We start from the raw sequence: 14,095 nt of genomic DNA on the forward strand, positions 1-14,095 counted from the left end.
TCTTTCGCGTTCTTTTTCTAATAGCTTCTTTTTTATTTTCTGTCTTATATATTCTTTTGAAATACAATTGATCGGAGAAGTACTTCCAACAAAAAGACCATCTGTTGTACATCCACTCGTTGTATGATGCGTAAATAAAACAGCGCTTATTACGATAGCGAAGAAAATAAAGTGTTTAAACATAAGGTATTTATTGTCGTTTGTTTCTGATGAGCTTTTATAAGTCATTTCTGTTGAATAAATCAATATGTGTTATTTTGTGTTGGTAAAATACAACAAATTGTATGATAACGTTACTGTACTTTGGCACTCTGTATCTAAAGATGGCGATAGATAGTTCAAAACGCTTGAAAATACAGGGGACCCTTTGAGAAGCACTTTTCATAAAGTTATGGAATGAATAGATCAAAGTTTATGGTAATTTTGTATATTCTATGATAACTTTGTATAAGATCTCAATTTCATGATCAAGTTTCTCAAGTTCTTTCTTGTTTTTAACTATACGCTCTTGATATGTCTCTATGTGTTTCATAAGGTTTGAGAGATGTGTATGCTTATGAGAGTGTTTTGCTTCATTCACATGTCGCATTGCATCTATTTCTAATTCTATAAGGGTGCACAGAGTATTAAATACATGATGTCGTTTTTTGATTATATTCTGCCATTTTTTTATTATATTGACATGTTTTTCATAGAGCGGTTGCGATAACTGCTGCTTGTTTTCCAAAAAAAATGTTTTTTCTATCCAGAGAATTTGGTAGAATTTTTCTTCCCACCAGCGACTTCCATTAACAAGGAAAATGCGGAAGAAACTCTCTCTTTCTGTAATTTCTTTTGAAGAGAACACTTCATTCGAATGAGTATATCCCTTTGAAGAATAAAAAAGATGCGTTGTTAAAAGAGCGATAATTAAGACGCTTCTCAATAAAGACTGTTTAATTAACATTGTTTTTTATACCCTCTTTGTGCCTGATTATAGTCATTGTGAGGGGGGCTTAATGGTTCTTTAGAAGTATTTTGAAAGGCATTTTATGATCCGTTTAAAGATTTTTTAAATACTGCTTCCATTTTTCAAAAGTGCTATATCTTACGGGCGGTTTTACATTTTCTTTGGGCATCATGGCAAGGTATACCTCTCTAGCCATAACGCACATTGTTGCTGTGTTTCTAAAACGAGTGAGTTCATTGCCTATTATGAGCAGCTCTGTCTGGAGAGTTTGTTCTTTTCGACTAATGCCATTAGGGGAATCCAAAAATTTTTCTGCGTACGCAAACATTGGATCATCAAAGTTTGTTTCAAACTTTGCTTTGAGGAAAATATTTTCTATATAATCCCAATTTTTCCTGTATTTCATCCCGTTAGCTTTAAAATCCTTCAGTCTTGTTGGTAAGTCGTTAAAGGTAAGTGTGGGCATCGTTTTATCACCTTGCCATAAATCAAAAAAACGTCCACAAAAAACAAGCAATATGTGATAATGTTTAAAAATATTGAATTCTGGAGGATTACTGGGCAATGTTATTAAATGCCTCCAAAATTGACTTTTGTCATGGGGTATGTCTACAGTCCATTCCATATACGCTTTTAAATATTCTACCTCTTTTTTTGCTTTTTCTAATTTCTGAGAATATGCTAAAGGAGTGTAATTTTCATGGACATATTTTTGGTAAAGCCTATCGTATTCAGCAAGGTCGCTTACTTGAGTACAACCCAATAATATGAATACAGAAAAAAACGTTATAAATATTATGACGTACGTTCTGAATAATAATTTCATCATTTTAACTTTTAATGATTATCATGAATATTTAATTGATTTCTGTTGAATAAATCAATATGTGTTATTTTTGTGTTGAAAATATACGTAAAAACGTATTTAATAAAAATGGTTATAATGATCATAATGTGTCTAAATAAAGGTGTGGTACTGGCTAAAACCCCGCATATGTGGGGTTTTAGCTTATTGGAGGAGATATGACAGCAGAAAATATGCAGAATATATAAGGGGATCTGTAGACAAAATGGTTGTCCTAGGGTGGGGAGAGTAGGCAATATCCAAAATACTCCAAATGAAATATACTTGTTGTTGTACATTCACGCACTTGTTTTAATAAAGATATCTCGCTCTAAGCTCATTTCACAGCCATTTTATGCCGGCGTTCATAAATTTCATACTGCCGCTTGTGAATAATATCGTGAGGGGTATAACGGTCAAGCCCCGTAAATTATAAACCCCAGAGGTTATAAAACCCTGTAGATTATAAACATTGCGCACCCTATCTTACTTTATGAAAAAGTAAGTTGGTACTATTGGGGGCCCGTTGCCAAAATTGCGGCATGGGCTGTAGCTCTTGAGACGATTCATAATCTCGTTTACTGGGAGGCTTCTTACGAAGAGATATGCTTTTCTTGGAAAGTTTCTCGCCATACGGATCTTTCTGTTTGTGAACTGTAAGCGAAGAGGAGTGATTGATTTCAATAGAATAGAGGGGGAGAGAATTTTTTGCTCTTCGGATTCTTATGCAAGAGGAATAACGCTATCTGTATCAATCAAAGTATTCGTATAAAAAAGATGCGTGTTGAAAGAGGGATGGCTTAGAACACGTGGAAAACCATAGTGTATAAAATTGGTAATGAGGGATCTTCTTTGAAAAGGCAGGCTCTCAATTTTCTGGTATATGGGATGTCTGGTATATGGGATTTTTGCCATATGGGAGCGTGGGGTGGCTTCTTGAAAGCTTCACTGTGGAGGGGTATCACTGTTTGTTTTTTTTTCTTTTGGTAAGGGGTGGGGAGAATGGGAAAGGCGTTGAGAGGAGGTTCTGGAAATGGCTCTGTTAGATTTGTTGTAAATGACGAATAGGATCGATGAAGCTTATTCTAATTTTTACAGGGAATACTTGTGTTGCTTGAGGTGGGTAGAGAGGCTAGAAAGATAAGATTATTCATTTTGGGGCGGATAAAGGTATCAATGGGATATGTTCAAACAATGAGTTTATAATAATTCATTATTGAGATTTAATTTGAATTTCAATGAGAGCCCGAAATAGTGTGAGATGTTCTTATTTCAACCCTTCTTATTCAGACGCTCTTATATTGAATCAAGTAAAATCGTTTGTTTGCATATTACAAACAGGGTGAGCTTGTGGGGAAAAATATTCAAGAAATAAAATATTGAAAAAATAAAAATGCCTATACCGTCTCAAGTGCTAAGAGCTGTTGCAACAGTGAGGCTTGGTAAAGAGAAGGATAGGGGGACAATCTTACAGAAATGAAAGAGAGGGGAGGCAAGGAAAGGGGAGGCAAGGAAAGGGGTGGGGGGATATTCTTTGGGGGGCGGTCAATTTCAAAAGCCGTTCGTAAGGCATTTTAGAGATTAAGCGTGGCATTGAGGCTCTTGATTTTGAAGCCATTGATTTTGAAGCTACTGAAGCGCATGGTTTAAAGGATGGAGGATTTGATGAAGCCGATGAAGGTTGGGGAAAAGATTTAGGCTTATAGGGAAGACTTATAAGGGCAAGAAGAGAGAGGCAAAAGAAGAATAAAATGGTGCTGCGAGAGAGGATTGAACTCTCGACCTCTCCCTTACCAAGGGAGTGCTCTACCACTGAGCTACCGCAGCCCTTTTCAATCTTTGCGCTGTCTTGTGCCATATTGTCAGAAAATAGGCAAGAGAACATTTGTATATTCTTGCAAGAAAACGTATCTTATGTCATGACATATGTTTCTTATATGCTTAAATATTTAAGGTTATGAGTTGCTTGGATAGAAGCTCAACACTGTTTAAAAGGTTGCGCAATGACACAAATGCATCAAAAACAAAAACAAAATGAAATTAATCATCAAGATGAAAAAGCAAAACGACGTCAAGAAAGATTGGCACAACAATTGCGTCAAAACCTGAAACGTCGAAAAGAGCAAAGCCGAAAAAGAGCACAACCAGAGCTCTAAAATGCAAAAAAATGTTTTTTAGTAAATTTTTGCAACCAAACTTCTCAATAATTTGTTCTCATAGTTAGAATGCGTTCTAAAACGATTAATAAAGCATAACTTCCCGAAGGGGGACAATCCTTTGGAAGGGCAGGCACAAAGGAAAAGAGGGAAAACACGATGGATTCTATTCAAATTGTTGGGGGAAAAAAACTTCAAGGAACAATTCCTATATCAGGGGCAAAAAATGCTGCATTGCCTCTTATGATTGCGGCGCTGCTTACAGAAGAAACGCTCACTTTAGAAAATATTCCGCATCTGGCCGATGTTGAATTGCTTATTCGTATTCTCAATAATCATGGTGTTGGATATGCCGTTGATGGACAAGAGTTTAACGATGAATGTGTGAATTCAAGAACAATTCATTTTACGGCGCAAAAAATAGCCACAACACGGGCACCATACGAACTGGTGAAAAAAATGCGTGCAAGCTTTTGGGTTATCGGACCACTGCTTGCACGATGCGCAGAGGCTTATGTTTCGCTTCCTGGAGGATGCGCTATTGGAACAAGACCTGTCGATTTTATCCTTGAGGGACTTAAAACTTTAGGCGCACAGATTACGATCGAAAATGGATATGTTCATGCAAAAGCGCTAAAGGGGTTAAAAGGTGCTCACTATCGTTTCCCTAAAGTCACTGTTGGTGGAACCCATGTGCTGCTGATGGCGGCGACAATGGCAAAGGGAACAACCACTCTTGAGAATGCAGCTTGTGAGCCAGAAGTGACAAACCTTATTCGAACCCTGAATGCGATGGGGGCTCAAATAACCGGTGAAGGAACAACAACGCTTACAATTGAAGGGGTTAAAAAACTCAACGGTGCTAGAGTACGCGTTATTGCTGATCGAATCGAAGCGGGAACATATGCAATGGCTGTTGCTATGACGGGAGGAGATGTCTTTCTTAAAAATGCAAATCCTAATCATCTCACAAAGGTGCTTAAGGTGCTCCAAAAAACAGGACTCGAGATTCAAATAGAACCTCAAGGAATTCATATTAAGCGAAATCCAAAGAACACCAAAATTATGCCCGTTGATATTAAAACAGGACCTTATCCTGCTTTTCCAACTGATCTCCAAGCGCAATTCATGGCGCTCATGACACGGGCTGAAGGAATCGCGCATATTACAGAGACGGTTTTCGAAAATCGTTTTATGCATGTTCAAGAACTCAATCGCTTAGGAGCACAGATAAAGCTTGATGGGCAGACGGCAACTGTCTATGGAACAGAGAATTTGCAAGGGGCTCCTGTCATGGCGACGGATTTGCGTGCTTCTGTTTCTCTTGTGATTGCAGCATTGGCAGCAAAGGGAGAAACAATCGTCAATCGTGTTTATCATCTTGATCGTGGATTTGAGAGATTAGAAGAAAAATTGGCTCGTTGTGGCGCAAAAATCCAACGTATCACAGTGTAAAGCTTTCAAAGATATGCTCCAAAGAATGGCTTTGAGAGGGGGTGATATGTTGTTAGGTGTGCTTTTGGGAGGTGTGATCTCAAAAATAAAGGGTTATTAGTCCTCTCAATAAACGTGGGTTTTATTTCATGGTTTTGGAGTTTTTACGAGCGGGCATAAAAGTTTGAGAGGCGGGGGTGGAGCTCATAAAATAAAGACTGTTTTTAAATTTTATTGCTAATTTCCTGAAATTGCTTTATACCTTAAAGAGTAACTTTGGTCGTCTACGCAGCGATCAGTAGGGTCTGAAAGCCCTAAAGTTCAGTACATAAGATTAGCCTACTTTTGTAGGTATCCCGGGATTCCGGGAGTTTTTGCCATGTCCAGGTGCGATGAGCACTAAAAGCAAAAAAAGCTGACTGAACTCAGTACTTTCAGACTCCCGGAATACCAATGCGAGGGCGCTCGCAACCGGCAGGGGAGCTTGAAGTGAAAGCTAAAAATCCACACTTTAACGATATTTCGATAGGCAGAAAAATTCGCTTTAAAAGAACAATGATCGGGATGTCGCAAAAGAAATTAGGTAGCCAGTTAGGTGTGACTTTTCAACAAATCCAAAAATATGAAAAAGGCTCTAATCGTATAGGAGCTGGGCGTTTACAGGAAATTGCTGATATTCTCAATGTTCCTATTGCCTTTTTTACGCTGATCTCTCGACAAAAGAAAATGCCTTGTATTGCTGTGATGAAGGGATCGCAAGTAAAGAAGAGCACATCCTTTTGAAAAGTTTTAGAGAGCTCAAACCTCAAAAACAGAAAGCAATTTTGTGTTTGATTGTCTCATGAGATAAAAACACTGTTTTAAATTTTATTGCTGGTCTCCAGAAATTATTTTATGAACAAGCACCAGGGTTCTCGTCGTACAGTGTGGTTGAATGGTGAAACCCAAAGCCTGAAAATCCAAGATGAAACATTGGCCTGCTTTATAAGTATCGCGAGATTCTGGGAGCTTTTGTTATGTCCAAGTGCGCTCTAGCACTAAAAGCAAAAAAGCTGACTGAACTCAGTGTTTTTGACTCCCGGAATACGCATAAGAGGCGCTCGCAACCGGCAGGGGAGCTTGACGTGCAAACTAAAAATCCACACTTTAACGATATTTCGATAGGCAGAAAATTTCGCTTTAAAAGAGCAATGCTGGGAATGCCGCAAAAGAAATTAGGCAGCCAGTTAGGTGTGACTTTTCAACAAATCCAAAAATATGAAAAAGGCTCTAATCGTATAGGAGCTGGGCGTTTACAGGAAATTGCTGATATTCTCAATGTTCCTATTGCCTTTTTTACGCTGATCTCTCGACAAAAGAAAATGCCTTGTATTGCTGTGATGAAGGGATCGCAAGTAAAGAAGAGCACATCCTTTTGAAAAGTTTTAGAGAGCTCAAACCTAAAAAGCAGAAAGCAATTTTAAGATTAAATTTTCGTTAGAATCAAAAAAAAGATTAAAGAGGCTCTTGCTAAATAATAAATTATTATATAAAGCTTTTTCTAGAGAAGGGGGTTAACATTTCTCCTCCCCCCCCCCGCAGAAATGTCCAAATAAAACCTCCTTCTCATCGTTTTAAAAATCACGAAAAATTTTATCTTTTATCCTTTATTTTTTTTAAAAGAGTGACTTATTTGTGCTAGAAAAGTTGCTGTATTAGGCAAATTGGAGGGTGGGGTGTTTTTAGTAGGGATTTGGGAAGGGCTGGAAAAGTCGTCTTGTCAAATAGAGTTCTCAAAAGAAAATCTTGGAGAGCAATCATCCAAAGGGCGCACAGTGGAGAGCGATCATCAAAGGGGCGGCTTAAAAGAAGCTACCAAAAATCCGGAACTTCAGGCTTTAAATGAGGACCAATCCGTACTGCCGAGACCTTTTCTGCTAAACCGGTGCGATCTGAAATCTCAACCGCTAAACCACAAAGGGTGGCAGGACCACACGCCGGTTCAAAACGATCTTGCTTCGTCTTATAAAGAAAACGGTGTAAGGGTTCTTCTTTATCCATTCCAAGAGATGAATTATAATCTCCACACATGCCTGCATCTGTTAAATAGGCGCTCCCACCTTCTAAGATCTGCGCGTCAGCCGTGGGAATATGCGTATGGGTGCCAACGATAACACTCACACGACCATCAAGAAAATGGCCAAAACATTGCTTCTCGCTTGTCGTTTCTGCGTGAAAGTCAAAAATAATCGTATCGGCTTGCTCCATCAACGAACAGGCAAGCAGAATATTTTCCGCTGTTTCAAATGGATCTTCTACTTTACACGGCATAAAAACGTTGCCCAACAGATTGGCGACAAGAACACGGGCGCCATTTTTTGCCGTAAAAACACCAGAACCTTTTCCAGGAGTTTCTTTCGAAAAATTGGCAGGGCGTAAAAAACGATCACTCTCATGGGCATACTGCAATGCTTCTTTGTGAGAAAAAGCATGATTACCTGTGGTGACAACATCAACACCGGTCATCAAAAGATCTTGATACGTTTCTTGTGTGAGACCAAAACCACCAGAGGCATTTTCACCATTTACCACAACAAAATCAAGCTGCCATTTCTCAATCAGTTGAGGAAGGTATTCAAAAACAGCTTTACAGCCTGTGCTACCAACAATGTCACCTAAAAATAAAAAACGCATAGGCGCTTTAATCACATTTTAACATTTTAAGAAACCTTTTTCTGTAAAAATTCCTTGTACCTGTAGATCGTGTTCTGCTGCGGGAATAGAGGAAACCTCCTGACATGAAAATCCTATGCCCCATAATATCATTTGATGCCCTTGTTTTTCAAGAGCTGCAACAGCACGGTCATAGTATCCTCCTCCATAGCCAAGACGGTGACATTGACGATCAAATGCAGAAAGCGGAACAATAATATTATTGGGGGCAACAACGTCATTGTCTGCACCCGGACCAAAGGTGCCAAAACGCATGGGCTCTAAAATTGTGCTGGGCAAAAATGCACGGAAAATCATGGTGGTGGAATCAAGAACTGCTGGTAAGGCTAAATGCCCACCGCGTAACGCTACAGCATCCAGTAAAGGACGCGGGTCAATTTCCGATTTAATGGGCCAATAGCCTGCTAAAATGAGGCGTGAAAAATCGGTTCCCTTCTTTTCAAGGTATTCAATAAAGTGGCAACAAGCACGCTGCGAAAAGAGTGCACGCTCTTCTGTTAAAAGAGCATCACGACGCGATAAACCGCTTTTGCGTTGCTGTGTGCGAAGGGATGAAGCAGATTCATAGAGGGGATTATTTGTCATTGTCTCGTCAATTGTTTTATAAGATGCTGGTATTTTATCCATTGTTGGCGTTTTGTAAATCTCTGTATGGACAAGAGCTGTGCTCATGAAAAAAAAGCATGAAAAAAAGTGTGTGCTCTTTAGGGGGTATCTTGGTGCAACAAGCCGCTTTTGCGTTGCTGTGTGCGAAGGGATGAAGCAGATTCATAGAGGGGATTATTTGTCATTGTCTCGTCAATTGTTTTATAAGATGCTGGTATTTTATCCATTGTTGGCGTTTTGTAAATCTCTGTATGGACAAGAGCTGTGCTCATGAAAAAAAAGCATGAAAAAAAGTGTGTGCTCTTTAGGGGGTATCTTGGTGCAACAAGCCGCTTTTGCGTTGCTTGCGTGCGAAGGGGTGAAGCAGATTCACAGAGGGGATTATTTTGTCAGTGCTGTCTGTTTTATAAAATAAAGCCCCTCGTCATTTTTATTTCTTGAAAAGAGAGTATCGTCATTGGTCTTATGTAAAAGGACGCTCTCAATTTTAGCTGGAAAAATTTTTATGCAAAAAAGTTATACAAATAAAGGGTGATCCACAACAGCCGATGGAAAAAGCTGATCCCGGGAACCTATACAAATAGGTGGGCGCCATATGAAAAAGCCCACGGGCTTGATCAGAGACAGCTCCCTTGGAGATCATTAAGGTCTCAGGAATACGTTATTTCCTGTCGAGAAGCGCAGAACACCCTCCTTAATATAAAACAATTTCAGAGTTTCTGCTAGAGATAAAATAACCTCGCTCTCTTCTTTTTCATAAAGTATTTCAGGAGAGATTGATGATATTGTCGGTGGTTGCTCGAAATGGCTGTATGATGGATGGCTTATTCAAAGTAAAAAAGCAAAAAATATGAGTGGGGGTGGGTGTTTGAGTGACGTAGAACGGTTTATTGCCAATCGCTTGATTTTTATGTTTCGGGGGGAATGTTTCTGGGAGCTTTGAAGGGGAAATATTTTTTATTTAAGGATGTTTGTTGAATTGATATTGCTTCTTTGAAGTTTTTTCCTTGTAGGGAATATTTCAGTGCTGTTTTATCAACTTTGAGGGCAAATTGTGAACGCTTTTCGTTTCTATGATTTTCTAAGTGTAAAAAGGTATCTCCAATCATGGGGTGAAGGCTATGAGAGTGTTCGTGAAGAGCGAAATATAGTAAAAGATAAATATTTTTTGTCTTTAGAATGAAGCAAACACAATAAAGAGGTGATAAAATCTAAAAAGGGAGGAAACATGAGACTTATCAACTTTAGAAAATTATATACTTTTACTTTCAAGGCGACAATTAAAGAACCTGTTAAGCCCTATATGGTTTCAATTGTTAATGTTGAAGATCTAACAGATATCACTGTTTTTACAATAAACGATGGTGATCCTGTTAGACTTTTTTTAGAATTTGTGAAAAAAATAGAAAACAGTACAAGATTTTATGCTTATAACCTAAACTATGATTATGCTATTATTCGATCTTGGTGTCATTTTAATCAAAATGATCTTATAACACCTAAATTTTATGATTTTATCTCGCAAAATGCTAGAGTTCTTAGATCGGAACTTGCATTTCAATCAAATAAATCAAAAAGAGTTTATCTATTCGATTCATTAGAGTTATTTTTAGTTCCTTTGCAAGACATAATAACAGCTTTTACCGATTTAAAACAAAGTGAATCTTCTCTCTTTGAGTGCATTGATGATGTTATTATTCATCAAAATGATATCGATTGCTGTGTGAATGAAAGCAAGGGATTAGCCATTGCTCTCAAAAAAAGACTCCAATGGGGAAGAAATAAAATGACTTTTGCAGCTGATGCTAAAGCTGTATGGTCAGAAAAAATGTTTAAAAAATTTACAAAAATTAAAGCAGAAACATATTTATTCCCATCTTTAGAAGAAGGTGATGATTATATTTTTAGAAAAGCAAATGACGGTGGTTTTTGTTTTTTTAATAGATATATGGGTAAATTCATAAATAAAGAAATTGAAATTTATGATGTCAATAGTATGGGCCCTGCTATGATGTTAAAACAATTACCTATAGGGGCACCTCTTTATAAAAAAGGTAAAATTGAAACTAATGACTTACACCCTCTAGGTCTTCAAAGATTTTATATAAATTCAGCAGAATTAAGAGAAAACAAAATACCTATTTTAAATAATAACACACAATCATCATCTGGGGGTGTTGAATATTTACAAATTTTATCTGAACACGAATGTGAACATAAAAAAATATTCATGTTAACATTACAAGAATTTGAATTGTTTAAACAATCTTATCACTACCAAAATTTGGAATTATTAGATGGTTATCTCTTTCAAGCAAGAGATGACCTTTTTACTGATTATATTGATGAATTTTTTGAATTGAAAAATTCTTCAGATAAAACAATCAGCAGAATAGGAAAAATGTTTCTTAATTCATTATGTGGAAAAATGGCTGAACGTCCTCATAGAATTAAAAGATATATCGAATTTGAAAATGATGTTCTTAGATTTATTTGGGGTGAAACAATATTCCAAAAATGTGGTTATTTGCCAATTTCTTTATTTGCTGGAAGCTATGCTCGTATGTTTTTAATTGAGTCTATTTACAAAATTGGACTTGAAAATTTTATCTATTGTGACACTGATAGTATCCATTGTTTCAAAACTGAAAATGCTAAAAAATTAGATATTCATCCCTCTAAAATAGGGGCTTGGAAATTAGAAAATAAAAAGAAAATTATAGCAGCTAAATATTTAGCTCGTCGTCGGTATTGTTTGCAATTTGAAGATAATACTTTTCAAGCAGTTTGCCCATATATACCTTCTGACAAATTAACGCCTCATATCAAGTCATTGGATGATTTTCAACTTGGTAAAAGCGTTAAAATGACAGATTTTAAAATGGGTGTTGGTGGTCTATACCCAATAGAAAGATTTGTTTCAATTTAAAGGAAAATAGGAAAAGTGAGTATACTGGGAGATGAAAACGTGCATAGAAAGGCGTGATGGTATCAAATTTTATCCTGTTATGGCGTAACATACTGTTATTTACTGGCAATATAAGGTTGCTATCCTTGATAGGTTCAATGTTTTTATGTGTGTGGTCAATGTCCTTAAGTTTAAGAAAATCCCATATGTGGGAAACCAAGTGAAGTCTACTAGAATTCGGATTGTTTACAGTCCGAAGTGGGTTAAGAGACTTCGTGCTTTAAGGTGTGGGGAGGATATGCATTGGCAATCGCTTGATTTTTATGTTTCGGGGGGAATGTTTCGGGGAGCTTTGAAGGGGAAATATTTCTTATTCAAGAATGTTTGTTTAACTGACGTTGCGTCTTTGAAGTTTTTTCCTTGTAGGGAATATTTCAGTGCTGTTTTATCAACTTTGAGGGGGGGAGAGAGCCGATATGGTATGTGCTGCTATGGTTTTATAAAAATAAAAAAAAGACGATGACTATTTATCAGAGGGGCTAAGCGATGTTTTAAGCTTTTTTCAAAAAGTATTTTTTGAGGATCGTGTTTTATCATCTTTTTATCCATGATGGAGGGATAGTGAAAAAAAGAGGCGGTGTGAAGAGAACGCAGGCGGGCAGCGTTTTTTTGCTATGAGAGAAATTCTGAAGGAAGTATATTGGAAGTGTTTGGACCCTGCCTTCAATACAAAAAAGGTCCAAATTCAAAAAAGACATTGTCAATTGCTTGGGGGGGGAATTTCTTGGGATGGTATTTGATGGCGTGTGCAGGGACTGAGTTTATTGAGTGGAATGTGAAGCCGGCTTGCGTCTTATCTAGGTTTGAAAGGATGCCGTAAAGTGTCTTGTTCTTGAATGGTTTTAAAGAGCTTGGGGTGATTGTTCGTCTAACAGAGCTTGCACGCGCTTTTGAATCCTGCGCATTTGTGGATAGTAATCCAATGCTGTTTCATAAGCTTTAAGAGCAAGTTTTGGACGCTCCGTTGCTTCCATGACAACGCCAAGTTCAAAAAAAGCACTATAATTGCGCGGCTCAAGTTCAAGAGCATGGTTGAGATCAAGCAGGGCAAGTTTGAAATCGTTCAGTTGAATGTGAATCCAAGCGCGTCTTATCCAAGCTTCAGAATGAGTAGGTAAAAGTGCAAGAGCATTGTCAATATAATCAAGCGCAAGTCCATAATCGTCGCTGTTGAGTGCATTTTCGGCCCATGACATTAAAAGATCAATCGTCTCACTCCCCGATTGGGACCATAAATGTTGAAGTTGTTGACTGATCTTTTTCGCTTTAGCAACATCAGCACAATATTTCAACTCTTTGAGTAAACGTGAAATTTCTGCTTCTTTGCGCTGCTTAACTCTGTCAACATGGGAAAGCTGCTCTTTGTCAAGATCTTCAAGAATAACCGCCGAGGAATCAGAATCGGAGGGCGTTGAGGAAGGGGGAGGAGAATTGGGAATAAGATCATCTAACGGTAAAAGCGATTGTGGAGAAGGCCGATCTTCAGGAAGAGAAGGAGGATTTTGCCCATAGCTCGAGGGAACAAAACAAAAAACGCCAACAAAAAAAAGAAAAAACGCGCGCTGAAAAATACAGAAAAAACGCAGCTGAAAAAATCGAAAGGCTTTTAAAAAAATAGAAGAATCCATAAAAACAAGCCCCCAAAAGATAAATCACCAAATATTATCAAATACTAGACTTGTAATCAACGGACTTATAACCAAAAAAACGCAAAAAAATTTTTTAAGCCTACAATTAAAGTAGGCATAAAAACATTGATCCTAAAGAAATTAGTCCTAAAAGAATTAGCCCTGACGTGCTCTAAAACGTGGGTTCGTTTTATTAAGAATATAAACACGACCCTTACGACGCACCAAACGATTGTTACGGTGGCGCTCTTTTAGTGCTTTAAGCGAATTTTTAATTTTCATCATATTCACCGTTTAAATAGTTTACGTAACACAATACTATAATACAATATTAAAACACGAAAATACAATATTACAACCCCAATAGACTGCTTACTCTATGAGCATTGCATTGCGATATCGTACTTGCATGATAACATCACACGATACACCTTTTCACTGTGATCACAAAAAGAAAAGCGCACTCTTAAGGTACGCATTAACCACTTCATTAGCACAACGATAAGTGAAAATTGCAAAAAAGTAGGAGAGATTTAACAAGAAGTCTTATTCTTGTCAAGGGTATATCCCTTACAAATTCCTTAGGGTGTGTTAATGGTTGCCTTGAAGGTAAAAATTTTCTCGTAAAAAAAGGACACAAAAAAGCACAAAGAGTGGAAAAAAGTAAAAGCCTTTTCAGCTTTAAACAAATAAGCTCTGTTAGGGAGTGTTGAAAGATCAGGAGCGCTGTTGAGCCGTTGGATTGTTGAAGTGGTGTGGGTTTTTGTCGTTAAGGGCAAGGTGTGGCTTCTTAAAACG

The 14,095-nt window shown here is 37.6% G+C and carries 11 protein-coding genes, 1 tRNA gene, 1 other RNA gene and 2 pseudogenes; 5 read left to right on the plus strand and 10 right to left on the minus strand.

Going from position 1 to position 14,095, the window contains the following annotated elements; translation table 11 throughout:
- The 4 genes from ACFIL3_RS07470 to ACFIL3_RS07485 all read right to left on the minus strand — a co-directional run.
- Positions 1-228 (minus strand): hypothetical protein (locus tag ACFIL3_RS07470; protein WP_375681999.1); only part of this gene is annotated, 228 nt, incomplete at its 3' end.
- 184 nt (positions 229-412) lie between these two features.
- The gene (locus ACFIL3_RS07475) at positions 413-946 is read right to left on the minus strand and encodes a hypothetical protein (RefSeq protein ID WP_375651120.1); all 534 of its coding nucleotides are present in this window, start codon (positions 944-946) and stop codon (positions 413-415) included.
- Positions 947-1,040: 94 nt separating this feature from the next.
- Positions 1,041-1,778 (minus strand): hypothetical protein, encoded by a 738-nt coding sequence (locus ACFIL3_RS07480; RefSeq protein WP_375611651.1) that lies wholly within the window; start codon positions 1,776-1,778, stop codon positions 1,041-1,043.
- Between the two features lie 1,767 nt (positions 1,779-3,545).
- Positions 3,546-3,620 (minus strand) — tRNA-Thr (locus ACFIL3_RS07485).
- Positions 3,621-3,796: 176 nt separating this feature from the next.
- On the opposite strand from ACFIL3_RS07485, the gene ACFIL3_RS07490 reads away from it, so the two are divergent.
- The 4 genes and pseudogenes from ACFIL3_RS07490 to ACFIL3_RS07505 all read left to right on the plus strand — a co-directional run bounded on the left by ACFIL3_RS07490 (position 3,797) and on the right by ACFIL3_RS07505 (position 6,863).
- Positions 3,797-3,949 carry a hypothetical protein gene (locus ACFIL3_RS07490; RefSeq protein WP_375607050.1) on the plus strand — a complete coding sequence of 51 codons (153 nt, stop codon included), beginning with the start codon at positions 3,797-3,799 and terminating at the stop codon, positions 3,947-3,949.
- Positions 3,950-4,108: 159 nt separating this feature from the next.
- Positions 4,109-5,404 carry a UDP-N-acetylglucosamine 1-carboxyvinyltransferase gene (gene murA, locus ACFIL3_RS07495; protein WP_375611654.1) on the plus strand — a complete coding sequence of 432 codons (1,296 nt, stop codon included), beginning with the start codon at positions 4,109-4,111 and terminating at the stop codon, positions 5,402-5,404.
- A 432-nt stretch (positions 5,405-5,836) separates the two neighbouring features.
- Positions 5,837-6,281 (plus strand): annotated as a pseudogene (locus ACFIL3_RS07500) (helix-turn-helix domain-containing protein).
- A 226-nt stretch (positions 6,282-6,507) separates the two neighbouring features.
- A pseudogene (locus ACFIL3_RS07505) lies at positions 6,508-6,863 on the plus strand (helix-turn-helix domain-containing protein).
- A 371-nt stretch (positions 6,864-7,234) separates the two neighbouring features.
- Here the strand turns inward: ACFIL3_RS07505 and ACFIL3_RS07510 are convergent.
- The 4 genes from ACFIL3_RS07510 to ssrS form a co-directional block, all read right to left on the minus strand.
- Complete coding sequence (locus ACFIL3_RS07510; RefSeq protein WP_375611657.1) at positions 7,235-8,056, minus strand: TIGR00282 family metallophosphoesterase; 822 nt, start codon at positions 8,054-8,056, stop codon at positions 7,235-7,237.
- 18 nt (positions 8,057-8,074) lie between these two features.
- Positions 8,075-8,680, minus strand: coding sequence for a 5-formyltetrahydrofolate cyclo-ligase (locus ACFIL3_RS07515; RefSeq protein WP_375682005.1), 606 nt, complete (start codon positions 8,678-8,680; stop codon positions 8,075-8,077).
- Positions 8,681-8,799: 119 nt separating this feature from the next.
- Entirely contained in the window at positions 8,800-8,973 is a 174-nt protein-coding gene (locus ACFIL3_RS07520; protein ID WP_375682000.1) for a hypothetical protein, read from the minus strand.
- A gap of 257 nt (positions 8,974-9,230) precedes the next feature.
- A non-coding RNA gene (ssrS, locus tag ACFIL3_RS07525) (6S RNA) lies at positions 9,231-9,391 on the minus strand.
- Between the two features lie 538 nt (positions 9,392-9,929).
- Here ssrS and ACFIL3_RS07530 point away from each other — a divergent pair.
- Complete coding sequence (locus ACFIL3_RS07530) at positions 9,930-11,630, plus strand: DNA polymerase (protein ID WP_375682001.1); 1,701 nt, start codon at positions 9,930-9,932, stop codon at positions 11,628-11,630.
- An 881-nt stretch (positions 11,631-12,511) separates the two neighbouring features.
- On the opposite strand, the gene ACFIL3_RS07535 is transcribed toward ACFIL3_RS07530, so the two are convergent.
- Complete coding sequence (locus tag ACFIL3_RS07535) at positions 12,512-13,297, minus strand: tetratricopeptide repeat protein (protein ID WP_375611659.1); 786 nt, start codon at positions 13,295-13,297, stop codon at positions 12,512-12,514.
- A 156-nt stretch (positions 13,298-13,453) separates the two neighbouring features.
- Positions 13,454-13,579, minus strand: coding sequence for a type B 50S ribosomal protein L36 (gene ykgO / locus ACFIL3_RS07540; RefSeq protein ID WP_004863016.1), 126 nt, complete (start codon positions 13,577-13,579; stop codon positions 13,454-13,456).
- Positions 13,580-14,095: the final 516 nt, after the last annotated feature.

It is taken from the genome of Bartonella sp. CE47NXGY (genome assembly GCF_042195415.1).
Classification (GTDB): Bacteria; Pseudomonadota; Alphaproteobacteria; order Rhizobiales; family Rhizobiaceae; genus Bartonella.